The 25,448-nt window shown below is 62.4% G+C and carries 21 protein-coding genes; 8 read left to right on the plus strand and 13 right to left on the minus strand.

The genetic code is table 11. From position 1 onward, the window contains the following. Positions 1-51 precede the first annotated feature (51 nt). From cheA to fliD, 9 genes are all read right to left on the minus strand, one after another. Positions 52-2,370 carry a chemotaxis protein CheA gene (gene cheA / locus HXS66_RS09025; RefSeq protein ID WP_176503357.1) on the minus strand — a complete coding sequence of 773 codons (2,319 nt, stop codon included), beginning with the start codon at positions 2,368-2,370 and terminating at the stop codon, positions 52-54. Positions 2,371-2,452: 82 nt separating this feature from the next. Beyond that, a complete protein-coding gene (gene motB / locus HXS66_RS09030) occupies positions 2,453-3,412 on the minus strand; it encodes a flagellar motor protein MotB (RefSeq protein ID WP_176503358.1) in 960 nt (319 codons plus the stop codon). A gap of 53 nt (positions 3,413-3,465) precedes the next feature. Beyond that, complete coding sequence (motA, locus tag HXS66_RS09035) at positions 3,466-4,335, minus strand: flagellar motor stator protein MotA (RefSeq protein ID WP_077376180.1); 870 nt, start codon at positions 4,333-4,335, stop codon at positions 3,466-3,468. A gap of 234 nt (positions 4,336-4,569) precedes the next feature. Continuing rightward, on the minus strand, positions 4,570-5,133 hold the full coding sequence (gene flhC, locus HXS66_RS09040; RefSeq protein ID WP_136937757.1) for a flagellar transcriptional regulator FlhC: 564 nt from the start codon (positions 5,131-5,133) through the stop codon (positions 4,570-4,572). Continuing rightward, positions 5,130-5,462, minus strand: coding sequence for a flagellar transcriptional regulator FlhD (gene flhD / locus HXS66_RS09045; RefSeq protein WP_255303174.1), 333 nt, complete (start codon positions 5,460-5,462; stop codon positions 5,130-5,132). The genes flhC and flhD overlap by 4 nt, the downstream gene beginning before the upstream one ends. Before the next feature lie 925 nt (positions 5,463-6,387). After that, positions 6,388-8,289, minus strand: coding sequence for a hypothetical protein (locus HXS66_RS09050; RefSeq protein WP_176503359.1), 1,902 nt, complete (start codon positions 8,287-8,289; stop codon positions 6,388-6,390). A 164-nt stretch (positions 8,290-8,453) separates the two neighbouring features. Then, complete coding sequence (locus HXS66_RS09055) at positions 8,454-8,804, minus strand: flagellar protein FliT (RefSeq protein WP_176503360.1); 351 nt, start codon at positions 8,802-8,804, stop codon at positions 8,454-8,456. A gap of 2 nt (positions 8,805-8,806) precedes the next feature. Then, on the minus strand, positions 8,807-9,208 hold the full coding sequence (fliS, locus tag HXS66_RS09060; protein WP_176503361.1) for a flagellar export chaperone FliS: 402 nt from the start codon (positions 9,206-9,208) through the stop codon (positions 8,807-8,809). Positions 9,209-9,298: 90 nt separating this feature from the next. Further along, complete coding sequence (gene fliD / locus HXS66_RS09065; RefSeq protein ID WP_176503362.1) at positions 9,299-10,735, minus strand: flagellar filament capping protein FliD; 1,437 nt, start codon at positions 10,733-10,735, stop codon at positions 9,299-9,301. Between the two features lie 339 nt (positions 10,736-11,074). Between fliD and rbsD the strand changes: the two genes are divergently transcribed. The 8 genes from rbsD to HXS66_RS09105 all read left to right on the plus strand — a co-directional run bounded on the left by rbsD (position 11,075) and on the right by HXS66_RS09105 (position 20,435). Then, entirely contained in the window at positions 11,075-11,494 is a 420-nt protein-coding gene (rbsD, locus tag HXS66_RS09070; RefSeq protein ID WP_176503363.1) for a D-ribose pyranase, read from the plus strand. A 5-nt stretch (positions 11,495-11,499) separates the two neighbouring features. Continuing rightward, positions 11,500-13,134, plus strand: coding sequence for a sugar ABC transporter ATP-binding protein (locus HXS66_RS09075; protein ID WP_176503364.1), 1,635 nt, complete (start codon positions 11,500-11,502; stop codon positions 13,132-13,134). Further along, entirely contained in the window at positions 13,134-14,117 is a 984-nt protein-coding gene (rbsC, locus tag HXS66_RS09080) for a ribose ABC transporter permease (RefSeq protein ID WP_176503365.1), read from the plus strand. Before HXS66_RS09075 ends, rbsC begins: the two co-directional genes overlap by 1 nt. A gap of 157 nt (positions 14,118-14,274) precedes the next feature. Continuing rightward, positions 14,275-15,168 (plus strand): ribose ABC transporter substrate-binding protein RbsB, encoded by an 894-nt coding sequence (rbsB, locus tag HXS66_RS09085; RefSeq protein ID WP_176503366.1) that lies wholly within the window; start codon positions 14,275-14,277, stop codon positions 15,166-15,168. Positions 15,169-15,332: 164 nt separating this feature from the next. Further along, entirely contained in the window at positions 15,333-16,358 is a 1,026-nt protein-coding gene (locus HXS66_RS09090; protein ID WP_077376151.1) for a LacI family DNA-binding transcriptional regulator, read from the plus strand. Between the two features lie 138 nt (positions 16,359-16,496). Continuing rightward, positions 16,497-17,717 (plus strand): MFS transporter, encoded by a 1,221-nt coding sequence (locus HXS66_RS09095; RefSeq protein WP_255303175.1) that lies wholly within the window; start codon positions 16,497-16,499, stop codon positions 17,715-17,717. A gap of 226 nt (positions 17,718-17,943) precedes the next feature. Further along, a complete protein-coding gene (locus HXS66_RS09100) occupies positions 17,944-19,149 on the plus strand; it encodes a dicarboxylate/amino acid:cation symporter (RefSeq protein ID WP_176503368.1) in 1,206 nt (401 codons plus the stop codon). 248 nt (positions 19,150-19,397) lie between these two features. Beyond that, positions 19,398-20,435, plus strand: a complete 1,038-nt coding sequence (locus HXS66_RS09105; protein WP_176503369.1) for a hypothetical protein — start codon at positions 19,398-19,400, stop codon at positions 20,433-20,435. 142 nt (positions 20,436-20,577) lie between these two features. Here the strand turns inward: HXS66_RS09105 and HXS66_RS09110 are convergent, their stop codons facing one another. The 4 genes from HXS66_RS09110 to HXS66_RS09125 all read right to left on the minus strand — a co-directional run bounded on the left by HXS66_RS09110 (position 20,578) and on the right by HXS66_RS09125 (position 25,282). Then, positions 20,578-21,117: a hypothetical protein gene (locus tag HXS66_RS09110; protein WP_176503370.1), complete on the minus strand. Its 540-nt coding sequence runs from the start codon at positions 21,115-21,117 to the stop codon at positions 20,578-20,580. 313 nt (positions 21,118-21,430) lie between these two features. Then, positions 21,431-22,972 carry a cytochrome c gene (locus tag HXS66_RS09115; protein WP_205632757.1) on the minus strand — a complete coding sequence of 514 codons (1,542 nt, stop codon included), beginning with the start codon at positions 22,970-22,972 and terminating at the stop codon, positions 21,431-21,433. A 2-nt stretch (positions 22,973-22,974) separates the two neighbouring features. Beyond that, positions 22,975-24,588 (minus strand): GMC family oxidoreductase, encoded by a 1,614-nt coding sequence (locus tag HXS66_RS09120; RefSeq protein WP_077376139.1) that lies wholly within the window; start codon positions 24,586-24,588, stop codon positions 22,975-22,977. A 109-nt stretch (positions 24,589-24,697) separates the two neighbouring features. After that, a complete protein-coding gene (locus HXS66_RS09125) occupies positions 24,698-25,282 on the minus strand; it encodes a sugar dehydrogenase complex small subunit (RefSeq protein ID WP_176503371.1) in 585 nt (194 codons plus the stop codon). Between the last annotated feature and the right edge of the window lie 166 nt (positions 25,283-25,448).

The following is a 25,448-nucleotide window of genomic DNA, read 5'->3' on the forward strand; positions in this document are numbered from 1 at the left end:
TTCGCGCCGAGGCGCAAGGGGCGAGGATGCGACCAGTGAACGGCCAGCGCCTCAGCTGACAATGGCGCCCTGGGGCATGATGGCGCCCCGTGGCATGGCAGACTCAGTGGCGACCTCTGCCTGCCTCTGCACCGCTGGCATCTGGTTGGCGAGGCGATGCAGGTCCGAGACATCCAGAATCAGCGACACCCGCCCATCGCCCAGGATCGTCGCCGAAGAGACGCCTGGCACCTTGCGATAATTCCTTTCGAGATTCTTGACCACCACCTGCTGCTGACCGATCAGCTCATCCACCAGCAAGGCGTAGTGGCGCCCCTTGCCCTGCACTACCACCACGATGCCCTGCTCGGGCTGGGTCTGGGCGCCAGGTACCGCGAATACCTCATGCAAGGCAACCAGGCTCAGGTATTCGTCCCGCACCTTCAGCAGGCGATCATTGCCGACCATGCTGAACAGCATGTCGGCCTGCGGCTGCAACGACTCCACCACCACCGACAGCGGCAGGATGTAGATTTCCTCCCCGACGCGAATGGCCATGCCCTCGAGGATCGCCAGCGTCAGCGGCAGCACGATGCGTGTGGTGGTACCCTGCCCGGTCACGGAGGCAAGCTCCACATGCCCGCCCAGCGCCTGGATGTTGCGCTTGACCACATCCATGCCGACTCCACGCCCCGAGACGTCACTGACCTGCTCGGCCGTCGAGAAGCCGGGGGCGAAGATCAGCTGCCAGACCTCGTCGTCGCTCATACCATCGCTGACCGTCAGGCCGTTGCTACGCGCCTTGGCCAGAATACGCGCGCGATCGAGTCCGGCGCCGTCGTCCATCACTTCGATGACGATATTGCCGCCCTGATGGCGGGCAGACAGCGTCAGGGTGCCGTGGGCGCTCTTGCCACTCGCCTCACGCTCGCTGGGCGATTCGATGCCATGATCGAGGCTGTTGCGCACCAGATGGGTCAGCGGATCTATGATGCGTTCGATCAGGCTCTTGTCCAGCTCGGTGTCATGCCCCTGGCTGACCAGCTCGACCTGCTTGCCCAGCCGCGAGGCAAGGTCTCGTATCAGGCGCGGAAACCGCGAGAACACGTAGTCCATCGGCATCATGCGCACCGACATCACCGCTTCCTGCAGATCGCGTGCATTGCGCTGCAGCTGACTGATGCCACTGACCAGTGCCGCCTGATCCGGCGGCGTGGTCGCCGATGCCGTCTGTTCCAGCATCGACTGGGTGATGATCAGCTCCCCGACCAGGTTGATGATGGTATCGACCTTGTCGACGCCGACGCGGATGGAGCCCTGCTCGGTGGGCGCATCAGTGGCGCGCCGCCCCGGCTGGCTGCGTCGCTCGCCACTCGCCGGGGTAGCGGCAGATGGCCCTGCCACGGCAGCGGAAGGCGTCTCTGCCGCGCCAGCGGAAGAGATACCTGCCGAAGAGCCTGTGTCGACTGTCGCTTCAGCAGGCGCTGGCTGGTCAGCAAGTTCGACCGCTGCGTCGTCAGCCATGCCGTCGGCAACGTCCTCGGCCTGCTTTTCAGTCAGCTCTTCAGCCAGCGATTCAACCTGCCCATCCGCTACGCCACCCACTCCGCCATCAGCTACGCCATCAACCTCCGCTGATGGAGCAGACGTCGCTGGCTCGATCAGAATCTGCTCCGGCTCGATGACGAAGCACAGCACCGCCTCGATTTCCTCAGCGCTGACCGTGGTACTCACCACCACGCGACACACCTGCTCGTCACCGCTGCTGGAGATGACCTCACCGAGGTTGGCCAGCTCTTCGATCAGCAGTTCACGCTCGCGATCGGCGACGAACATCAGAGTGACCGAGAGCAGCGGCAGGCTGGCGTCGGCGCGGGGCTGTGGCTCGACTGCAGACGGCGGGGCCATATCGCTGTCGACTGGCGCAGACTGCCCGCCTGACAGCCCTGGAGCGTCCGAGCCATCAATGTCAGATGGTACTGATGCGCTCGGGGCATCAATCACCGACGACTCCTCGCCCAGCTGCTTGAGCACCGCGACGATATGCGCGTAGGCCTCGGGGTCGGGGGACTGGGCATTGCGATAGGCCGCCAACTGGTCGTCGAGCATGTCCTTTGTCTCCAGAAAGCGATCGATATGCTGAATGCTCAACCGCAACTCGCCACGGCGGGCGCGGTCCAGCAGGTTCTCGAGGTGGTGCGTGGTGTCCTGCAGGACCGTGAAGCCGAAGGTCGCGGCACCGCCCTTGATGGAATGGGCCGCGCGAAAGATCGCATTGAGCTGCTCGGCATCCGGCGCCTCGACATCCAGCGCCAGCAGAAGGCGCTCCATCTCGGCCAGCAGCTCCTGCGCCTCCTCGAAGAAGGTGTCGTAAAACTCACTGATATCCATGCATGTTCTCGCTGGCTGTCATTGCGCTATCACACGGGAAGCGGCGCCGCTTCAGTTCTGACACGAGGCGCCTTGAGCGCACTCAGCTGTCCAGCGTGGAGGCGACGGGGCTGTCGGTGACGGGATTCGTCACGCGCACCGGACTTGCCAGCTGTTCGAGGCGCGCCCTGAGGCTGTCGATGTTCTCTGCCGGGCGCGGATTGACCCCGTTGCTGTCAGTGATTTCGCGATAGGCGGTGTGACTGAGCACCATCAGGCTGATGCGTCGGTTCACGGCGGCCTGCGGGTCCTGGCTGTCCAGACTGATGCGTGACCCCATTCCGACGACACGCACGATGCGATCCACCGCCAGCCCATGCGCGACCAGCACTCGGCGCGCGACATTGGCACGATCAGTGGACAGCTCCCAGTTGCCATAGCCTCCCTCACCGACAAAGGGACGATTGTCGGTGTGTCCGGTGATACTCAGGTGATTGGGCAGACGCGCCAGAATCGGCGCCAGCAGGGACAGCAGCTGGGAAAGCTGTGCCGAGGGCTGCTTGCTGCCGAGGGCAAACATCGGATGCTGATCACTGTCTGTGATCTGGATACGCAGACCTTCCGCGGTCAGCTCGATCTGCAGCTGCTCGCGCAGCTCAGCAAGCGATGGGTCTTCACGCATCTGCTGCGACATGATGCTGTCGATCTCGTCACGGATATCCGCGAAACGCGCCTCTTCCGCCAGTGCCTGACGCTGCATGCGCGAGACATCCGCGCCCTTCTCCCCCTGGACTTCCTCGGCCATGAATCCCCCACCGGGAATGGCACTGCTGGAGGCGGAGTTGCGATCACCGCCCAGCAGCGAGATTTCCAGCGGCGCACCGAAGTAGTCGGAGATTTCCCTGAGGTCTTCATCAGAGGCATTCGAGATCACCCACATCACCAGGAAGAAGGCCATCATCGCCGTCATGAAATCGGCGTAGGCAATCTTCCAGCCGCCACCGTGATGGCCCTTCACGATCTTGGGTCGCTTGATGACAATCGGTCTGCGCGTCTCACTCATGCGCCGCCTCCCCGTGTCTCGGCGTCCCCGTCGTCAGGATGCTTGCGCTCATGTCAGCCGGCTCCCTTGTTCTTGATGTCGCGAACATGCTCTTCCAGCTCATTGAAGCTGGGGCGTTCGGCGGTGAACAGCGCCTTGCGGCCGAACTCGACGGAAATCTGCGGCGCATAGCCATTGAGCGAGGCCATCAGGATGACGCGGATGCACTGCATCATCTTCACGGCCTCATGCACTTCGTGCTGGATCTTGTTGGCCACCGGCGTCACGAACCCATAGGCCAGCAGAATCCCCAGGAAGGTGCCGACCATGGCATTGGCGATCAGGACGCCAAGCTGAGCAGCGCCCTGATCCGCGGAGGCCAGCGCATGCACGACCCCCATGACGGCAGCCACGATCCCGAAGGCAGGCAGTCCGTCCGCCACCGCAGACAACGAATGGACCGGGATCTCGGTCTCGTGCTTGAAGGTCTCGATCTCATGCTCCATCAGGGATTCCAGCTCGAAGGGGTCCATGTTGCCGCTGACCATCAAGCGCAGATAATCCGTGATGAAGTTCATCAGAATCGGGTCCGACAGCACGCGCGGATACTCCGCGAACAGCGCACTCTCCTGGGGATTGTCGATATCCTGCTCGATGGCCAGCATGCCCTGCTGGCGCGACTTGGAAAGCAGCAGATACAGCAGGCTGATGACCTCCATGTACAACGACTTGTTGTAACCCCGCGTTCGCTTGAGTCTGGAGAACGCCTTGCCGGTCGCCTTGATGGCCTTGCCATTATTGCCCGCCAGGAAGGCACCTACCGCCGAGCCGAAGATGATCAACAGCTCAGCAGGCTGCATCAGCACCGCCAGATGCCCCCCCACCATCAGATACCCGCCCAGGGTCGACCCGATCACCACCAGATAACCTATGAAAAGCAACACAACCACCCCCTTGGCATGCGATCGACCTCACGTCTCAACGGTTATCGGCCGCACGCGGGAGGTCTTGAGGGTCATGTGGGAAAACGTTCACGCATTGCCTTGCCGGCCGTTGCAGGCACAAGACGTGAGAGCGCCCACAACCAGAGACGTGTCGCTGCCGCACTCAGGGCAACAAAAAAGGCTCACCGGGAGGCGAGCCTTTCTATCGTGACACTAAAGGGACCAAGAGGCGCATCAGCCGAGCTTGACCGCGAGTGCCTCGCGCTGCATGTCCTGCTCCCGAGCCTTGCGACGCGCCGCTGTCTTCCCGGCACGGGAAGGCGGCTGGCAGATACCGCACACGTAATCATGCGAGGGGGTATGGGCATGAATCACGAAGTGGCCGGTACAGGTCTGGCAGGTCGCCAGGTCCAGCAGTTCACTCTCGAAGAAGCGCACCAGTGTCCAGGCGCGGGTCAGCGCCAGTACCGGCTCCTCCTCCCCCACGTGCTCGAGGTAGAAGCGATACGCCTTGACGAAGGCATCCATGCGCGGCACACCCTGGGAGCGCAGGCGACGATAGAAGCCATGGAAGAGGGACGCGTGCAGGTTGGGCTGCCAGGTCATGAACCAATCCGTGGAAAACGGCAGCATGCCCTTGGGCGGGGAGACGCCGCGCACCTCCTTGTACAGCTTCACCAGACGCGCACGACTGATTTCCGTCTCTGTCTCGAGCACCTGCAGACGAGCCCCCAGCTCGATCAATTCGACCGCCAGCTGCAGCTGCTGCAATTCATCCACCAGACTCTTCTGACTCATTGTCCAGCACCGCCCAGGCGGGTGACCGAGCCCGCCTGACGTGCATTCAACAACATGGCCGTGTGCATGGCACCGAAATCCTGGTCGCGCCCCCCCTGAAGCACTCCCTTGAGCTGAGCCGCATCATCCAGGGCCAACTCACACAACAACTGATTGCAGGAAGACAGCGATACCAGCTGACTGACACTCATCCCGGACAATAAATCTGCCATTTCCTGACTGAGGCCAAGACGTACCCTTGCCATATCGACATCTTCGGCCAGCAAACGCTGCACGAGAAGAAGATAGGAGAGATTGACACTCTGTATATCATTGAGCAGTGAGGACATCATGATTCCCTGAGTGGTCTGATCGTCCCGAGCTACCGACAACCCTGGCGCTCGACCGTCATTCCTTATGGTTTTGATGTAATGAAACGAAATACTCAATGGCGCCAGACCAGTGGCGCCATGCGGGCTAGTGGCTTCATGACCATATGAGCCTCCCGCTTTAAGATGGCGATTCTAATACTTAATCAAGTAATGAACCAGACTCTTTACAAACATTTTTTTACATGCCGCTACGCTATATGCACAAAAGATGCATCAAGCAGCCAAAATGGCAGCAAGCTGTGTGAGAAAAGCCCTCAATCTTATCTTCAATACGACTTGAATAATCACGATGCATCAGATTTGTCATACAAAGCAATAGCAAACGAATGGTGCGCACAGCGTGTTGCATCTTTGTGAAAGGGAGCCCTAGCTCTCTCCCGGCACCCAAAGCATGCCTTGTACAATATCGAAAAATCGCCCTAAATAGGCCGGCAACAGTCAGCAAGTTAGCCCTTCGTAAAGACTAGGAACAAAGCGATACCAGCACTTGATCAGGATAAACTATCTGCTATTTCAACGCAGCGTGAGGATCCGCTAGCGGCCCGCATAAATGGGCTTTTCTCTGCGCTCAACAGAATAAAACACTGCATATGAGGCTCCTGGAACAAACAACATGCAGGGCCTGATCGTATTTTCATGGCGACTTTCGGTGGAGTTTCATTCCCGTCTCCACGCAAGCAATGCGACTGAGACGCAATTTATTTAGATATTAAAAATAAATTATATTCCTCAATGTCATGACAAATGGCGTGCCGTCTGAGGTGTCATTTTACACTCCCTCTGGCGCCATGCAGGGACATGCCAAAAAACATTCACCAGGGCTCAATGAGCAAGAATCGTACAAGGATGAAACATCATCATGCAGGACTGGACACTCGAGGATTTATTCGGAGGGCGTCTTCTGTGAGCGATGTCTCTCTACCCATAGCTCGGCGATCTTGACGACGACCTGCATCAAGGCTGCGGGCAACTCCTTGCGTGCCGGCAAGCCGGTGGCCAGCATTTCAACCAGCTCAGGCATCTCATGCACGCTCAGACCCAGCGAATTAGCACGCTGCTGGATACGCTGCCCCAGCCTCTCACCCTGGGTATGCATGAAGTCCACTGTATGCCCTGCTGTGGTCTGGGGGGCATCGACAGATGTGCCATCAGAAGACGCGGGCGCCTCATGATCAGGCACTGCATCGACGGGGCGTACGTGCACCCTGGGCGCCATCCCGGCCAGACCTTGCGCGAGCGCATGCTGAAGATCGCGCAAGGCCGTATCACGCTCGCCTGAGTTGCTGGAGGGTTGCGTCAGTCGCTCGATCTCGACCACCAATGCCACAGGCGCAGCTAGCTGATACCAGGTCAGCTTCACTGCAAGCATTGCCCTCTCTGAAGCATCACTGCTCCTGCTCTTCTCACCACCCTCACTTTCCGCACTGGCTGGCGCGGACGCTTGCGTCTGCTCTTCGCCCTGCTCCGCGGTGTCTCGCGCAGCAAGATCCTCCGGCTCAGCAGTCACCTGTGGTTTGCGATCGCCGCCCTCCTCGCCATCGCTGTCGCCTGCCACCAACGTCAGCGACATCTTCCACTGTTGAGCCTCGCCGTGATCACTGCGGCGACTGTCAGGTGTGGCGTCATGCGCAGCCACGGGTGTCACGCCCAATGGCGCTGCACGTCGCTCCTCCTCATCCCGCGAGCGATGCCGATAAGGCGGCCCCGGGAAATAGAGGCTGAAGAAGACATGCAGGCCGGGCATCAACAAGCCCTGCCAATTGAAGGGCTGACCCAGAATCAACAACAGCTGTTGCTGTACCAGCCCGCTGGCAAGGGCGTCTGAGCCAATCGCCTGGCGAGACACATCAGAGGCGGCAGGTTGAGCGACGCCCAATTGCATGTTGGCGCGATAGGCACCCAGCGCACTGGCTTCATGGGAGCCTGCGCCCTGTCGGGCCGCGTCAATGCCACCCAGCGGCAAAAGCATGTCACTGCTCGGGCGAGCCATGCCCGGGCGCGACTCACGCCGCAGCTCTGCTCGCATGTCTCGCATGCGCCAGACAAAGGCGTCCTCGCGTGCCGCCTCCCAGGGGATGAAGCGCGCTTCCGCCAGCACCGGCCATTGCCGCCAGGCCAACAGAGCCTCCAATCTGGCATTGGCGAGCTGCGGATGACCGATGAGGTCGGCCAATCCCAGGCGATTCTCGACCCAGGCAAGCAGGTCCGCCTCGTAGAAGAGCCCGCTCTGGTGAATCTGCTGGCTCAAGGCCGCCGGCAGACTCAGAAGCGATGCGCTGGACAACGCCATGGGCGCCAGAAGACCGGGCAAGGGCTGGCCGCGCGCCAGCAGAGAAACAAGCGATTGCCCTTCCGGCAACGCCAACCCTACCCGCGCAGACGGTGAGCCGCTGGCCACCAGCTGTGACAGGGCATCGAGCAAGCGCGACATCGTCTGTGTCTGCGTCGTCAGTTCGACGGAAGCACCGGACGGTGGGAGGAAAGAGGAAGGTGACGCGGGGGCGCCGGTTGGAGAAGTGGAGGCTTGCGAGGCTGTCAGCAACGATGCGCCAGCATCCAATGACGGGGCCGCAGGCCTTGCGCCTGCTCCCGTGTCTGTCTGGAAGAGCAGATTGGTGCCATTCTGGCCGCCACTGCCCTTGGCGTCTTCCGCCCCCAGCCCATGACGCGACTGGAGAGCGGATGTCGGGAAGACGACACCGGAGTCCGCCGGCGGCGGGCGTTGTGCCGCCCTCCCCAACACCTGATGGAGCAGACTATCGATCAAGGGATTGATGCCGCTCATGTCGTGCAATCCTCATTGCCAAGGAGGCCGCCGGGGAGTCTGCCCGAAGCCTTGGAGACTCGACTCTCGGCGCTCACGATCAGGACTTGCTGCCTTGTTCGTATCAGCACTGCTCCTGGCCGATCTAATCGTAGTTCCCCTGGTTGGCCCGGGCTGTTCTGGACTTAGCTATTCTGACCGTAGCTGCCTTGGCCGTAGCTGCGTGCCAGCTTGCGGCGCGTACTGACATCTCCGAGCACTTCCTGCAACTGGCTCTGGCGCGCCTTGAGCTGAACGGTAAGCTCTGACTCCAGAGTCGTCAGAGTGCGCAGACGTTGTTCCAGCGCCCTGCGCGTCTCGGCGTTTCCACCTCGCGGCATGCGCAGCTGCTGCATCTTCTCGATATAGCTGGCCTGCCCGCCGAGTACCGCGGGCCAATCACCCAGGCGTGCTGAGCGCAACATGGCATTCATCTGCTCCAGCAGCTCATCGCATTGCTGGAAGGTGTCATAGGCGAGCAGTGCATTGCTGTCCATGGTCAGCCCAATCCCTTGTCGTGAGCCGCGATCTGACGCCAGGCCTCGCCCAGCTCGCTGAGCAGGCGGCGCGCTTCATCCAGCTTCTCCACACTGTTGGACAGATTGGCCTGGAGCAGCAAGCGGGCAATGTAGTCATACATCCGATCCAGGTTGGCGGCGACATCCGCTCCCTGCTCGTGATCCAGACAGGCACGCAACCCATCGGTGATGATGTTGATGGCCTTGGTCAGAGATTGTCCCTTGGCCACGATATCGCCTGCCTCCATCTGCAGACGGGCCGCGGCCAAGGTGCGATCAGCTCCCTCGAACAGCATCACGATCAGCTGGTGGGGACTGGCAGACAGGACTCCGGATTCCACGCCGACACGGGCGTAGGCATTGGCCCCACGATAGCGACTCATGACGTTTGTCTTCCTTTGTTCATAGCGTATTCAAGGCCTTCAACAGCCTGAAGTCAGATGTAGGATGGCGGCGTTTGATCACCTGGCCGGCTAGTCGGTCAGGTTCCAGCTGTTTTCCAGAGTTTCCAGCTGTCCCGTCAGGTAATCGCTGGTCGAGGTCAGGTTGGCGACCAGAATGTCCAGTGCCGTGAACTGTTCCCGGTAGCGCTCGATGGTGGCGTCAATGGTGGTCTCGGTCTGCTCGTACTGACTCTCGAGACTTTCCAGCGAGCTTTCGATGCTTTCGGTCGTGTTCTCGAGGGTACCGTCATCGCCGACCACCTGATCCAGCAGGCCAGCCATCTGACTTGCGAAGCCCACGCTTCCCGCCTCGCTGTCCGAGATGAAGAAGCCGGACATGGCGGCCAGCTGCGTGGCATCCGCCTCATCGACCATGGCGCTGTCGAACTCAAGCTTGCCATCGTCCGTGCGAGTGACTCCCAGCGAGGACAGCGCATAGAAGTCCCCCTCACTGGTGAAATTCAGCGCCGAGGTGAGCCGGCTCTCGATGGTTCGCAGCGTCGAATCGCCCAGCAACTCGCCCGCCGTGCCTTCATCGGCATTGAAGGCGGTGTAGTTGTCGATGGTCTTCTGCAATTCGTTGTAAGCGGTGACGAAGGCCTGCAATGCCGAACTCGCCTTGTCCGGGTTCTCGGCCACCGTCACCGTGCTCGGTGTCGTGGTCACGTCGCTCAAGACGAGACTGAGGCCATCCACGGCATCGTCGATGTCATTGGAGGTGCTGTGCATGGCGATGCCATTGACACTGAAGCTGGCATCCAGCGGTTCCACCACCTGCTCGACCTGACTCGCGGATGGCGCGGCGGGGTCGAAGCCAAGCAGGTCCTCCAGCGCCGGCTCTTCACCGCTGGTCGACAGGCTGATGACGGAGTCCTTGCCGGTCTCCCGGGAGGTCAGCACCAGACGATACGGCGAGTCAGAGCCGTCGTTGACGATGGAGGCGCTGACCTCAAGCCCTGCCGCATTGATGGCATCTCGGATGCCTTCCAGACTGTTGTTGCTGGAGTCGATCACGATCTCGGCGGTGCGCTCGGCGTCCGCCACATAGCCATCGTCACTGCCGAGACTTCCAAGCGAGAGCGTCAGCGTGGTGGCCGTCCCGCTCCCGATGGCCTCATCGCGATGGGTCTGACCCCCGGTCGCCAGGCTCTGCGCCTGCGCCAGCTGGGAGATCGAGACCGAATAGCTGCCCGGCTCCGCGATATTGGTGGCGCTGGCACTGACGCCACTGCCACTGGCGGTGGTCGTCATGCCGGCATAGATATCGGGATCAGCCAGGGACGCTGCCGCCGTGTCCAGCGACTCCAGACGGCTCTGGATCGTTCCCCAGGCCGACAGCTCCGCCTCGTAGCTGGCCTGCTTGTTGGCAATCGGCGTGAGCTTCTGGCGCTCGGCGCTCTCCAGGTCACTCAGCAGGCCATTGAGGTCAAGCCCTGACCCTATCCCCAGCGATGAAATCGTCGCCATAAGCCTTCCCCTTGAGCATTAGCGATATTCTGGCATGCCGTTCGCAGCGCCATCGGGCGAAAAAGCACGCATACCACACGCATTTGTGTCCCGGTTGCTGCATTTATCGGCCACATCAGCAATCACTTGAGTCCCGTGGCGTCATTTCTTCATCACCGATTCTCGCCCCCGCTCGCTCGCCTTCTGCGCCGTCCACTACAAAAAAGTAGTCGCTCTACAGGGGCTACGACGTTTCGCCTACCGCGCCGCAAACGTTTGCGCGTCATACTGTCGCCCATGGTGAACCCGTCAGGTAAATGACTGGATCGACTCGCCCCTGCCTCATTCAAGGACTGAGACGTGAAACGACAAGGCCTACTCAACGCGCCGCTCAGCGGGCACATCGCTCGCCTCGGCCATACCCAGACCCTGGTGATCGCCGATGCCGGCCTGCCGATTCCCGCCGATATCCCCTGTGTGGATCTGGCGATCATTCCCGGGCTGCCGGCCATGCTGCCGGTGCTCGACGCCCTGCTTGCAGAGCTGTGCATCGAAGCCGTGACCCATGCCAGCGAGCTGGCGCTCAAGAGCCCGGAGCTTCACGACGCGCTCTCGACCCGCCTGGCCTCACTGGAGCAGCGTGACGCCAAGCCGCTTGAGCGCCATGTGATCGAGCACGAGGCCTTCAAGGCCGAACTCCCCAAGGCCAGCGTGATCGTACGCACCGGTGAGTGCACGCCCTACGCCAATCTGATCCTGCATTGCGGAGTTCCCTTTTGATGGGCATGCAGACGCAAGATGTCACGCATCCGACCCCGCAAGCGCCCAAGGTCAATGAGGACGCTGCCCCGCGCGTGCTGATGGCATTGCGCGGCATCGACAAGGGCTTTTCCGGGGTCAGCGTGCTCAAGGGCGTCGACCTGACGCTGCGCGCCGGCCGCGTGCATGCGCTGGCTGGCGAGAACGGCGCAGGCAAGTCGACGCTGATGAAGATTCTCTCCGGCGTGTATCGCTATGACGCCGGCACCCTGTGGCTTCGCGATGAGGAAGTCATCTTCACCACCCCACGCCAGGCCATGGACAGTCGCATCGCCATCATCCACCAGGAACTCAATCTGGTGCCGGGCCTGTCCGCCGGCGAGAACATCTTCCTCGGGCGTGAACCACGCACTGCGCTTGGCACCGTCGACTGGAAGCGCCTGCATGCCGATGCCCGCCAACTGCTGGATCGCCTGCGCCAGACACTGGATTCACGCACCGCCGTCAGTGAACTGAGCATCGGTCAGCAGCAGATGGTGGAGATCGCACGTGCCCTGTCGCTTGACGCCGAGATCATCATCATGGATGAGCCCACCGATGCCCTGACGGACATCGAGACGGACATCCTGGCAGAGGTGGTCGCGGAGCTGCGCGGTGAAGGACGCTCACTGGTGCTGATCACCCATCGTCTCAACGAGATCTTCAGCATGTGCGATGAAGTCGCCGTGCTGCGTGATGGTCAGATGATTCATCAGGGGCCGACGGCGGAACTGGACGAGGATGGCTTGATTCGCCTGATGGTCGGCCGTGAACTGGCCGAGCGCTATCCCTATACGCCCGCCAGTCCCGATGGCGAGGTGATGCTGGAGGTGAAGGAGCTTCACGCGCCGGGCGTCAATGGCATCAGCTTCTCGGCGCGCCGCGGTGAGGTGCTCGGCTTCGGCGGCCTGATGGGCGCAGGACGCACCGAGCTTGCGCGCGCGCTGTGCGGTGATACCCGCATCGCGGCGGGAAGCGTGACCTTCAACGGACAGTCCGGGCAGTTCCCCTCGCCGGCCGCGGCACTGGCGGCAGGCCTGGTCTATGTGCCGGAAGATCGCAAGCAGTCAGGACTCATTCTGGCGCACTCGGTGGCCAGCAACATGTCTCTCAGTGCCCTGCCGAACTTCTGCGGTGCGCTGGGGCGCATTCGTCACGGCGAGGAAGCCGCCGCGGTCGAGCAGTTCGTCAAGAGCATGCAGATCAAGATCAGCGATACCGCCCAGGCGGTCGATACGCTGTCCGGTGGCAATCAGCAGAAGGTGTCGCTGGCCAAGGCACTGATGCCGGCACCGGAGCTGGTGATTCTCGATGAGCCGACCCGCGGTGTCGATGTCGGTGCCAAGCGCGAGATCTACCTGCTGATCAACGAGCTCAAGCGTCAGGGCAAGTGCATCCTGCTGATCTCCTCCGAGATGCCCGAGCTGCTGGGTCTGGCAGATCGCATTCTCGTGGTGGCCGATGGCCGGATTTCCGGTGAATTCAGCCGCGAGAACGCCACCCAGGAAGCGATCATGACAGCCGCCTCCGGTCTCGAGAGCCCGCTGAGTGCCAGCACTGGCGCTGCCCGGGCGACTCCGCCACACACGTCTTCTGATTTCCCCCACGAGATGCCGAACTGATGTCCACTCCCACTCCCACTTCCTCCGCCGCCGGCGACCGTCGACTCGACATCATGCGCCTGCTGGTCGACAACAAGGCACTGATCGCGCTGGCACTGTTGATCGCCGTCAGCGCCGGCCTGTCCGACAACTTCCTGTCTGCCGACAACCTGCTCAACGTGCTGCGCCAGACCAGCATCAACGCCATCATCGCCATGGGCGTGACCTTCGTCATTCTCACCGCCGGTATCGACCTGTCAGTGGGTGCGGTACTGGCACTGACCGGCGCCTTCGCCGCCTCGATGACCGCCGCCGGCCTGTCACCGTGGCTGAGCGTGCCCGGCACCATCATCGCCGGTGCCGCACTGGGCGCAGTCTCGGGTCTGTTCGTCGCCTTCGGACGCATCCAGGCCTTCATCGTCACCCTGGTGGCGATGACGGTACTGCGCGGCGCGACACTGGTCTATACCGATGGTCGCCCGGTCTCCATCGGCGTCAGTGAAGCCGCCGACAGCTTCTGGAACCTGGGCGGCGGCTACTGGATGGGCGTCCCGATTCCCATCTACATGATGTTCTTCGTCTATGTGCTGTGCTGGGGCGTGCTGCATCACACCCGCTTCGGCCGTCACGTCTATGCGGTCGGCGGTGGCGAGAAGGTGGCGCGCCTGTCCGGCATCAACGTCAATCGCATCAAGATCAGCGTCTACGCCATCGCGGGTGCCTTCGCGGCACTGGCGGGTGCCATCCTGGCCGCCCGTCTGGGTTCGGCACAGCCGAATGCCGGCACCGGATACGAACTCGACGCCATCGCGGCCGTCGTCATCGGGGGCACCAGCCTGATGGGTGGTCGAGGCCGCATCTTCGGCACCTTGATCGGCGCACTGGTGATCGGGGTCTTGAACAACGCGCTGAACATCATGGGGGTCTCAAGCTACTTCCAGATGATCGCCAAGGGCGCCGTCATCCTGCTCGCGGTACTGATCGACAGCCGCGCCCAGAAATAGTCTCGAACGCGCGCGAAAGACGCTTGCGATTTCATTCCCGGCAGCATCGAAGACCCTCGATCCCGTGCGCCAACCACGGGGTCATGCATCGCCAGCAGGGTCGCCGACAACGAAGACGCCAGACGATGGCGTCGACAACAATGAAAGGAACCACGCCATGAAAAAACTGCTCGTTTCCTCGCTGACCACCGCCATCACCGCCGCCGGTCTGAGCATGATGCCGGTGCAATCCGCCATGGCGGACAAGATCGCGCTGGTCGTGTCCACACTCAACAACCCGTTCTTCGTCAGCCTGCAGCAGGGTGCCAAGGACAAGGCGGCGGAGCTCAGCCATGAGCTGATCGTGCTGGATTCCAGCAACGACGCCGCACGTGAGCTGTCCAACGTGGAAGACGCCCTGTCACGTGGCGTGGACCTGCTGCTGGTCAACCCGACCGACTCCGACGCCGTCGTCTCCAGCGTGCGTACCGCCAATGCGCGCAACGTGCCGGTGGTGACGCTGGATCGTAGCGCCAACGGCGGCCGGATCGCCGCCCACGTGGCCTCCGACAACGTCGCGGGTGGCGAACTGGCCGGCAGCTTCATCGCCGAGAAACTCGGCGGAGAAGGCAAGGTCGTCCAGCTTGAGGGCGTGGCCGGTGCCTCCGCGACACGTGACCGTGGGGAAGGCTTCCTCAAGGCCATCGAGGGTCACTCGGACATCAGCCTGATCGCCAGCCAGCCGGCCAACTTCAATCGCACCCAGGGCCTCAACGTGATGGAGAATCTGCTCCAGGCGCATCCTGAGGTGAATGCCGTCTTCGCGCAGAACGATGAAATGGCCCTCGGCGCACAGCGCGCGCTGCAGGCGGCCGGCAAGGACATCCTGCTGGTCGGTTTCGACGGCACCGATGAAGGCATCAAGGCGGTTCAGGCCGGCAAGATGGACGCGACCATCGCGCAGCAACCGTCACTGATCGGCAGTCTCGGCGTGGAAGTCGCCGACAAGCTGCTCAAGGGCGAGGACGTCGACAAGACCACCGACGTGCCGCTCAAGCTGATCACCGAGTAAGCGCGAGCCCGCGAGACGTGACACCAAGACGCCGGCCTCGTGCCGGCGTCTTCGTCACCGCTCTCCACCGGCGCCACCAACACGCCACGACATTCACATCGACAGACGTGACGACAGGCGTCAGAACAGACGCATCATTCCACCAGGGACAGGGGACAGGCAGCGTGATTCGACTCAAGGATGTGGCGGCACGGGCAGGCGTTTCTGTCACCACCGTCTCACATGTGGTGAATGCCACTCGGCCCGTCGCCAGGGACACCGAAGCGCGGGTGCGCGAGGCCATCGCGGCACTCGGCTATCGGCCGGACAGCGTGGCACGTGCGCTGAAATCCAATCGCAGCCGCACGCTGGGGATGATCGTCACCAGCGCACACAACCCGTTCTTCGCCGAGGTGATCCGTGGAGTCGAGGACCGCTGCTATCAGGCAGGCTACAGCCTGATCCTGTGCAACAGCGATGATATCGATGCCAAGCAGCTCAGCTATCTCGAGACACTGCGCGATCGCCGCATCGATGGGCTGGTGGTGATGACCGCCGAGAACGGCGAGGGCTTTCTGCAGGCTCTCAGCGCCCTGCCGCTGCCGACGGTGATGATGGACGCCGACCCTCAGCCGGGCTGGGACATGACGGTGGTCAACGATGACTCGCGCCTGGGGGGCAGGCTTGCCATCGAGCATCTGATATCCCGCGGACTCGAGCGCATCGCGCTGCTGACCGGCCCACGCGATCACGCCCGCTCGCGGGAGCGCCTGTGCGGAGCACTCGGGGCGCTCAAGGCCGCCGGCCTGGGCGTACCGGAGGACTGGCAGGTCGCCACCGACCTGATGCTGGAAGATGGCCATCGCGCCGCTCACCTGCTGCTGGCGGACCCCGGGGATCGTCCGGACGCCATCTTCGCCTTCAATGACCTGCTGGCGCTGGGCTGTCTGCGCGCCGCGCAGGATCTTGGCCTCGAGGTCCCACGCGAGCTGTCGATCATCGGCTACGACGACATCGAGATCAGCGCCTACCTCAACCCGGCACTCACCACCATCCGCCAGCCGATCTATGATCTCGGCACCACGGCAGTGGAACAGCTCATCGCCCGCCTGGAGGGTTCCCCCTTCCCGGGACAGACCCAGCTGGCCCCCACGCTGGTCGTGCGCGAGAGCGTCTCGAGGGTAGACCGGGCCTCATCAGGCTCGCGCTGATAACAGCTCGGCATCAAAGATATCCATTATCAACATTTCTCTTATAGGTGATGGCGACATACCGTAGGCCACCTTGATCGACGCCAGATCAGCGCGTCAGATCCGCACATCAGCACAATGCGCAAGAGGAGCCTTTCGGTGAGCCATCAAGACGAGACGACCACGGAGACCCCCGAGTCCTCCCCCATCAGTCGCGGCCTGCTGTTGCTGATGACGATTGCCGTGGCCGCCACGGCAGCCAACCTGTATTACAACCAGCCGCTGCTGGCCGACATGGCAGCCTCACTCGGCGTCAGTCAGGGCACCATCGGCATGATTCCCTCGGCCACGCAGTTCGGTTATGCCGTGGCGATCCTGCTGATCTCGCCGCTGGGCGACACCATGGACAGACGCCTGTTGATCCGCAATCTGTCCATCACCCTGGCCGTGGCCTCGCTGGGCGTCTTTCTTGCCCCGAGTCTCTGGCCATTGCTGGTGGCGAGTTTCGTGGTCGGTCTGGGCGCCAACATCACCCAGCAGCTGATCCCGTTTGCCGCGTCACTCTCCACTCCGCAGAGGCGCGGCAAGGTGATCGGCACGCTGATGACGGGGCTGACCATCGGCATCCTGCTCTCGCGCACCCTGAGCGGCAGCATCGCCGAGTACTGGGGCTGGCGCAGCGTCTTTCTGGTCGCCGCCATCCTCGCCATCATCATCGGCGTGTCACTGTATCGTCAGCTGCCGAGTCGTGCCCCTGCGGTGCAGATGGCCTATCCCAGGCTCATCGCCTCGATGTTCACGCTGCTGAAACGCCATGCGCTGCTGCGCGAATCCGCGCTCACCGGCGCACTGTGGTTCGCGGCCTTCAACGCCATGTGGGCGACACTGGCACTTCATGTCACCGACACGCCCTTTGATTACAGCGTTCAGCAAGCCGGACTGTTCGGCATCATCGGACTGGCGGGGATCATCGGAGCCAAGGCGTCGGGACGTCTGGTCAATCGTGTCGGCGCAGGCCCCTTGATCAGCCTCGCGCTCACGATGGTGGTGGCCGCCTTCGCGGTACTCGGCCTCTGGGGCGACAGCCTGACGGGGCTGATCGTCGGCATCATCCTGCTGGATCTCGGGGTCTTCGCCGCCCAGATCCCCAATCAGGTACGCATCTTCTCCATCGACCCCGAGGCGCAGAGCCGCATGAATGCCGTCTACATGCTGTGCTATTACACCGGTGCCGGCCTGGGCTCGGCCGTCGGGGTCAAGATGATGAGCCTCTTCGGCTGGCAGGGCATGGCAGTGTTCGGGCTGACGCTCGGGGCGCTGGCGCTCGTGCATCACCTGCTCAGACAGCGCCGGCCAGCGGCGCCCTCCCACAAGGCCTGAACGTCCCTATCAAGGGGACCGTGGGCCCCGACGACAGCGAATGCCGCCATCACTCACGGACTGCGGCAAATGACGCCATGATTCAGGTAGTCGATTCAGGTACACTCTGCGCGCCATTTCGGTGCGTGGCCTGACTGCGACGACCTGCAGTCCGCCGACCAGCGAGATGGTACGCGATTCACGGCCTGTACTCAGGGCAAGAACCCGTCAAACTCTCGAGATCCACATGAAGCTCATCGTCAAACTTGTCCTCGGCATCATCGCCGGTCTTCTGATCGGTCTGATGGCCCCGGATATCGTGGTCCGCGCGGCGCTGACCGCCAAGGTCATCATCGGCCAGCTGATCAACTTCACCATCCCGCTGATCGTCCTGTTCTACGTGATGAGTGGCATCGCCTCTCTGCCGAAGAATTCAGGCGCCATGCTTGGACGCACCGTCGGCATGGCCTATGGCTCCACCATTCTCGCTGGCATCTTCGCCTTCCTGGTCGCCAGCAATCTGCTGCCGGGCATGCTGTCCGGCATGGCGCCCGTGGCCGAAGGCCGCGACGCACTGGCCCCCTTCCTCGATCTCGAGATTCCGGCCGCGTTGCCGGTGATGACGGCGCTGGTACTGGCCTTCGTCTTCGGTGTCGTCATCAGTCGTCGGGAGCTTCCGACCCTGAAAAGCGCGGTATTTGAATCACGTGAAGTGGTCGACGTGTTCCTCAACAGCGTCATCATCCCGCTGCTGCCGCTGTTCATCGCCGGTACCTTTGCCGAGATGGCCTATGAGGGCAAGGCGCTGTCGACACTGGATACCTTCTGGAAGGTGCTGGTGCTGGCCATCGTGATGCACTGGATCTGGTTGAGCACGGCCTATCTGATCACCGGGCTCGTCCAGCGTCGCTCGCCGCTGGGACTCCTGCGCAACATGCTGCCCGCCTATCTGACGGCGCTGGGCACCATGTCCTCCGCCGCGACCATTCCGGTCAGCCTGCGTCAGACCAAGGCCAACGGGGTCAGCGATGAAGTGGCGGATTTCAGCGTGCCGCTGTGTGCCACCATCCATCTGTCAGGCTCCACCATCACCATCGTGACCTGCGCTACCGCCGTGATGATGATGAGCCATGACCTGGCCATCGCCAGTCTCGGCGAAGTCGTCCCCTTCCTGATCATGCTGGGCCTGACCATGATCGCCGCGCCCGGTGCGCCGGGCGGCGCCGTGATGGCCGCACTGGGCGTGCTGGGCAGCATGCTCGGCTTCGGCGAGGCGGAACTTGGCCTGATGATCGCGCTGTATCTGGCACAGGACAGCTTCGGCACCGCCACCAATGTCACCGGCGACGGCGTGATCGCGCTGTGGGTCGACCACTTCGCCCGCCGCGATGGCGTCGTCGCGGACAGCGATGCCCGAGCGCTTGATGAGCAGACCGCGCGTTCACGCTCCTGAAGCAGGCCACCCGAGCGTCACGGGCTGATCTCCAGGGCGTTCGGGACAACCGCTGCACACGAAAAAGCCCCGTCACTCGAGAAGTGGCGGGGCTTTTTCGTGTGCAAGGCTTCCACATGCTCAAGGTGAGGCATGACGCCGCGCCGCGCCTGACACCATGCCCGCGAACGGCTACCATGAGCGCCCACGCGTGAGCGCTGTCATGGCGGTGAGTTACCGCCTCTCTGTTACCGTTGCCGGAGTGCCAGATGTCCCTGCTTGACTCTTTCCCCCTCACCTCGCGTGCCCAATGCCTGCCCCTGCGACGCACACTGGCGGCCTGGTGCCTCGCCGGTGGCAGCTTGATGCTGGCGCAAAAGGCCAGCGCCCTGGAGATCGGCATGCCTGCCGACGCCGGTGTCAGCGCCAGCCCTGCCGTCGTGCTGGAAGCCGAAGGTACCCTCGAGGACTCATTGCGCGAGCCGCTGACCCTGACGCAATTCGCCAGTGCGGATGAGGTGATGAAGGGGCTGCGTGATGGCACGCTGGACGCCGCCTACCTGACGCCCTGGAATCTCAAGGCACTGGCCGAGAGCGGCGTGCCGCTGCGGGTACTGGATGGCGCGGACCTGGATGATGTCAGCCTGGTCGCACGCGATGAGCTGATCCGCTATACCAAGCTGTTCGAGCCGCAGGAAATGCTGATCCGCTTCCTGAATGACACCACGCGTGCAGTGCGGGTGGTGATCAGCGACAGTGATGCGCGCTCGCATCTGGCGCTCAAGCAGTGGATCGAGGTCAAGGTCGGTTCCAGCATGCAGCTGGTGAGCCCGCGCTCGCTGGAAGCGCTGGAAGGTGATGAGTACGCCGGCGATGCGCCCAAGGCGCTGATCAACAGTCGCAAGATGCATGCCGCCTTCCTGGGTGGCGATGACGCCTCCCGTCTGGTGGCCCTGCACCCGCTCTCCAAGGACTGGCTGCCGCGCGCCAACATGCTGGATCTCCCGCGCATGCTGCTGGTCAGCCGCGCCGACATCGCCGATGACGCTCTCGATGCCGAGCTTCAACAGCTGGGCCAGGCCCACGCCGCGGCACAACGCACCCTGCATCAGGAAGACCCGACGAAGGCGGCCTTCATGCTCAAGCAGGAGTGGCCGGCCCAGGCCGGTGAAGCGCCAAGCCTGCCCCAGGTGGTACATGCGCTGAATGGCAATGCGCTTGCCGTCAGTGACATGCGTCAGGCGCTCAATGACTGGCTGGGCGAGCAGCAGGCCAACGTCACCTGGCCCGAACTCCAGAGTGAGTGACAGTCGTGAGTGACAGTCGTGAGCCGTCTTGATCCCAGGCCGTCTTGTCCCTCAGGCCGCCTCGGGCCGTCAAACGCCAGGCACGTCAGCCAGACACGAAAAAACCCGCCAATTGGCGGGTTTTTTCATTCATCAGCGACGATCAGGCGTCCAGCGCTTCCGCGATCTGGGACTGAGCCTTGGGACCGATACCCTTGACCTCAGCGATCACGCCGTCAGCGTGGGCCTTGCGGACCTTGGCGACGTCATCGTAGCCGGCTTCGGTCAGCGCGCGGATAGCCGCAGCGTTCAGACCCAGGTCTTCCAGGGTAGCCGCGTCTGCGGTGTCCTCGGACTCCGCCTGCTCTTCAGCGGCTGCCATCGGCATCATGCGGGACTGGGCGATGGCCTGTTCACGGGCCAGACGCGCCTTGTACTGCACCAGCTTCTGGTTGAACTCGTGTTCGACCTGCTTGCGGTGCTTGTCAGAGGCTGCTGCCTTCTCGCTCAGACGCTCGTTGCGAGCACGCAGGTCCTCGACTTCCTTCTTTGCCTTGTCACGGGCATTGCGGAGCTTGTCGGCTTCCTTGCTGGCTTCACGCAGCTGACGCTCCAGCTCCTTGATGCGGGCGTTCTGGTCCTGCTTGGTGTCCTGCTCCTGAAACAGGGATGCAAGCTGATCGTCAAGAGTAGCGTCGGTCATACTGCTATGTTGCCTCGAATAATTGATAAAGAGCTAAAGTCTGGGCGCACATTCTACCGCAGTTCTTCAGTTTGTGCTGCATTTGAGCGCAACCGAGCGGGATGAATGTGATGTCGGTGTCCTGCCTGGCGCAATTTTACCCCATCCTCACCATAGCGCCAGCACTGGTTGTCTCTGGCGCCGGGTGAGCCTATCGGCCAGTCGTCGTGGCGGTCTTCACGCATGCCACGTCGACTGGCCAGGCAATTCCTGCCCCCTTCTCACGTTCACATTCACATTCATGTTCACGCAAGAGGGGGCGATCAAGGGCGCCTCAGTGCTTGCGCCATTCTTCCAGCTTGTCCGCCAACTGCTGGCGACGCGCATCAGGTGCCGCGAGAGAGGCACTCTGGTGACCTTCCCCGAAGCGATTCTCCAGGTAGTCCATCAGGTTGATCAGCTCGCCGTCGGTCAGGTTGTCATCAAAGGCCGGCATGAAGACGCTGTGACCATTGTTCTCGCGCTGCACGCCATTGAGAATCGCCTGCGCCAGGTTGTCCGGATAGACACTGCCCGTAACGCTGTTGTGGAACAGCGACGGGTAGTAACCATCCTGGGTGCCGGCGCCATCCGCCCCGTGACACATGGCACAGTGGCCCAGATACAGGCGCACACCCGGGGTGGCATCCGTCAGCTGGCCGATCAGCGCTTCGTCATCCGGGCGCTTGTCGAGTGGCTGACCGCGCAGCAACAGGACATCGTCAGCCGGTGCCCCCTGATTGAACCGCGTGGCGACCTGAGGCTCGCTGGCCTGCTCGGCTTCCGCCTGGCGATCGCCATCATTGATCGCCTCGCCCTGCTCACCCTTGCCATTCACGGCCGGGATGGACTTCAGATAGACGGCAATGGCACGCAGATCATCTTCGCTCATGTGACGCATGGAGTGCGTGACGACATCCGCCATCGGGCCGCCGGCCTGCGCCTTGCCCTTGAGGTTGCCGGTGGCGAGGTAGGTCTGGATATCCTGCTCACTCCAGCTGCCCAGACCATCCTGCATGTCCGGCGTCAGGTTGAAGGCACGCCAGCCTTCGATCATCGCACCACCGAGATAGCCGTCCTCATCGCCTGTCAGCGCCTTCTCCTGGAAGGCGATGCCACGCTCGGTGTGACAGCTGCCACAGTGTCCCGGCCCCTGGACGAGATAGGCGCCACGGTTCCAGTCGGCGCTCTTCTCGGGGTCATCCTGCCAGGGCTCCAGCGGCGAGAAGATCTCTTCCCACAGCGCCATCGGCCAACGCATGTTGAGCGGGAACGGAATCTCGCTCTCACGGTTCGGCGTGGCGCTCGGCGTCACGTCATGCATGTTCCAGGCATAGAGTGACTTGATGTCGTCATCGGTCAGACGTGCATAGGACGGGAACGGCATCGCCGGATAGAGATTGTGGCCATCGGCCGCCTCACCTTCGCGCAGTACACGGGTGTACTCCTCGAGGGTGTAGTTGCCGATGCCGTGTTCGGTGTCCGGGGTGATGTTGGTGGCGAAGATCTTGCCGACCGGCGTCTCGAAACCGAGGCCGCCGGCGTACTCATCACCGTCTTGCGTACTATGACAGGCAGCGCAATCACTGGCGCGTGCCATGTACAGGCCCTTCTCGATCAACGCCGGATCATTGGTGGCGGCCTTGTCGGCCTCCACCTGCCTGGCGTGCTCATCTTCACCACTGCCACAGGCGCTGAGCAACAGCGCACTGGAACCGGCAATGGCAGCAAGACGAATTGCACGGGCCAGACGCGCGGGACGGGCCGTGAGGCGGGCACCTCGGGCATTCTCATCAATGGCATCACGAATGCCAGCAGTACGGGCGTGCGGGACCATGCTTATATTTCCTGTTCGAGCAGATCGGCAATACGAAGAGACAAGGCGGCAATCGTCAGAGTGCAGTTGACCGAGCCGACTGTCGGCATGCTGCCGGAGCTGGCGACGAACAGATTGTCGTGGCCATGCACTCGGCAATCGCGGTCCACCACGGATTGCGTCGGGTCATCTCCCATCAGGGTCGTACCGCAGATATGCTGGTTGTTGGAGAACTCATCACGGAACGCGATGTCCGTGCCTCCCATCAGCTTGGCGATGCGTGCATATTGCTCCCGCGTATGCACGGCGCTGCGCTTGACGTAATCATCGATAGCATAACGGAATTCCGGGCGCGGCAGACCCAGTGCGTCACGTTTTTTTGACGGCGTGATGCGATTGGCTGGCTCGGGCAGCAGCTCATGGAAGCTGTCGAACTGCACATAACGGCTGGCACGATTGTCGATCTGCGCCTGCAGGTCTGCGCCCAGCCTCAGGGGTGTCTCCGCCAGCACCTCGGTGGTCATCTGCTGAGTCCGGGCGATGTTGGAAAGGTGCAGCTTCTTGGAGGCGAATTCACGGCGGAAATCCCCGTCACGCCAGGTGATGATGGACGTCATCTCCTGGGGGCCACGGCCGGCCCACAGTGCCTCATCGGCCAGAAAGCTCACACCGGTACCCGGGTGATCCATCAGATGCCGGCCGACCATGTCGTTCTGGTTGCCCACACCGTCGGGGGTATGCGCATTCACCGACATCTGCATCAGCTTGGGCGTCTCGATGCCATTGGCCGCCAGCACCACCTTGGGTGCGCTCAGTCGATGCTGCTTGCCTTGCGGGTCGAGATAGCGCACCTCGCGGATCTTGCCGCTGGCATCGCTTTCCAGATGATGGACGATGGCATTGTCGATCAGTCGGGCACCGGCGCGCTCCGCCTTCTCGACGTGAATGATGCCGGAGTACATCGCCCCGATCGGGCAGATCGGCATGCAGTTGTTGTTGCCGCAGCAGGTCGGGCGGTCATCGTAGGGGCGGCTGTTGCGCGCCACCGGCTCGGTGACCATGTCAAAACCATGGGGATTGATGCGCTCGCTGACCCGCCGTTCGTTCCACGACAGCGGCAGAGGCGCCATCGGATACTCGGCGCTGCGCGGGCTGCCGAGATCGACATCATTCGGCCCCCAGACACCCAGCGCCACCTCGGCCCGGAAGTAGTAGTCTTCCAGGTCCTCATAGGCGATCGGCCAGTCGAGACCTACTCCATATTCGCTCTTGAGACGGAAATCGCTGGGCAGGAAGCGCCAGGCCGAGGCCGCCCAATGCCAGGTGGTACCGCCGACGGCGCGGATATACTGCGCGTCATAGGGCTGCTCACCCTTCTGGACGAGATAGTCGGCATTGTCGCCATGCAGCATGGGATGCGGTGCCGCCTTGCTGGCGGGATACGGCCCCATGAAGTCCATCTTGTCGGCCTGATTGCGAAAGCGCTCCACGATCTGCCAGCGCTCCAGGCGCGGGCCGGCTTCCAGCATGATGACCGCCTTGCCGGCTTCGGCCAGACGATGCGCGATCAGGGCACCGGCAACGCCGGAGCCCACCACGATCACGTCAGCGTCATACGTACGAGCTTCCTCAGCCATGCGGGGTTCTCCTCAAGGTGCTTTGCGTCACCGCAGCGGGACTGCGATGTCGTCAGGGCATTCGTTGCCGCCCGCTCTCATGGCGATGCTGGCAGTTGAACGAGTGGGTTCAGGCAGGACGCTCGGCCCAGAAACCGGGACGATTCGGGCAATAGGTCCGCACGACCTGGACATCGCGGGGGCCTGCATACATGCCGGCATGTTCAAAGGCGATCACCTCGGCCTGCGGGTCGGTGGCAGATTGCCCCACCGTCCCCAGCATCCAGGCCTGCAGCACGCGGCGCACCAGCGCCATCTCGGCTTCGCTCACGTCATCCCCGCGCAGATATTCACGCTGCTCCCCCAGGGCCAGGAGACGATCTCTCAGGTCCACCAGCGTGCCAAGGCCCGGCACGCCATCGACGGGCGTGCGCGCCAGTGCCTCGAAGAACCGCTGCCCGAGGCGCTCATTGAGGACTCTGTCACTCAAGAGCCATGCCGAGAGGGACATGAAGGCGGCAAAGGCGCCATCCTCATCCGTCTCCTGGGCACTGCTGGTGACCGTTTGCGCCAGCGCCGACAATGGCAGGCTGGTCAGTGTCGCGGCACCGACCCCGAGCAGACCACGCTTGAGCAGGCGACGCCGGGAAGCATCGACGCGTGCGATGTCATGAGTCGAATCAGGCAAGGCATCAGTCTCAGGCGAAGTCGTCATGGGGCTCTCCGGGCAATCATGGGAACAGATACGCACACTCGAGCACGCTGGCAGGCGAGCAGCAGGTCAAGCGGGAAACATTAACATTGGGTGAATGGTAACAATTGGCACCCCCTCATAGACGAAAGACTAATGAATCGTGCGTTCGCACTTGCGCAACCCTGTC

Origin of the sequence: Cobetia sp. 5-11-6-3 (assembly GCF_013374055.1) — a bacterium.
Taxonomy (GTDB): Bacteria; Pseudomonadota; Gammaproteobacteria; order Pseudomonadales; family Halomonadaceae; genus Cobetia; species Cobetia marina.

Bases quoted from the DNA above. Each gene is read 5' to 3' on its own strand.
- cheA (WP_176503357.1), bottom strand. From the start codon at position 2,370: ATGGATATCAGTGAGTTTTACGACACCTTCTTCGAGGAGGCGCAGGAG.
- motB (WP_176503358.1), bottom strand. From the start codon at position 3,412: ATGAGTGAGACGCGCAGACCGATTGTCATCAAGCGACCCAAGATCGTG.
- flhC (WP_136937757.1), bottom strand. From the start codon at position 5,133: ATGAGTCAGAAGAGTCTGGTGGATGAATTGCAGCAGCTGCAGCTGGCG.
- flhD (WP_255303174.1), bottom strand. From the start codon at position 5,462: ATGTCCTCACTGCTCAATGATATACAGAGTGTCAATCTCTCCTATCTT.
- HXS66_RS09050 (WP_176503359.1), bottom strand. From the start codon at position 8,289: ATGAGCGGCATCAATCCCTTGATCGATAGTCTGCTCCATCAGGTGTTG.
- HXS66_RS09055 (WP_176503360.1), bottom strand. From the start codon at position 8,804: ATGGACAGCAATGCACTGCTCGCCTATGACACCTTCCAGCAATGCGAT.
- fliS (WP_176503361.1), bottom strand. From the start codon at position 9,208: ATGAGTCGCTATCGTGGGGCCAATGCCTACGCCCGTGTCGGCGTGGAA.
- fliD (WP_176503362.1), bottom strand. From the start codon at position 10,735: ATGGCGACGATTTCATCGCTGGGGATAGGGTCAGGGCTTGACCTCAAT.
- HXS66_RS09075 (WP_176503364.1), top strand. From the start codon at position 11,500: ATGCAGACGCAAGATGTCACGCATCCGACCCCGCAAGCGCCCAAGGTC.
- rbsC (WP_176503365.1), top strand. From the start codon at position 13,134: ATGTCCACTCCCACTCCCACTTCCTCCGCCGCCGGCGACCGTCGACTC.
- rbsB (WP_176503366.1), top strand. From the start codon at position 14,275: ATGAAAAAACTGCTCGTTTCCTCGCTGACCACCGCCATCACCGCCGCC.
- HXS66_RS09100 (WP_176503368.1), top strand. From the start codon at position 17,944: ATGAAGCTCATCGTCAAACTTGTCCTCGGCATCATCGCCGGTCTTCTG.
- HXS66_RS09105 (WP_176503369.1), top strand. From the start codon at position 19,398: ATGTCCCTGCTTGACTCTTTCCCCCTCACCTCGCGTGCCCAATGCCTG.
- HXS66_RS09110 (WP_176503370.1), bottom strand. From the start codon at position 21,117: ATGACCGACGCTACTCTTGACGATCAGCTTGCATCCCTGTTTCAGGAG.
- HXS66_RS09115 (WP_205632757.1), bottom strand. From the start codon at position 22,972: ATGGTCCCGCACGCCCGTACTGCTGGCATTCGTGATGCCATTGATGAG.
- HXS66_RS09120 (WP_077376139.1), bottom strand. From the start codon at position 24,588: ATGGCTGAGGAAGCTCGTACGTATGACGCTGACGTGATCGTGGTGGGC.
- HXS66_RS09125 (WP_176503371.1), bottom strand. From the start codon at position 25,282: ATGACGACTTCGCCTGAGACTGATGCCTTGCCTGATTCGACTCATGAC.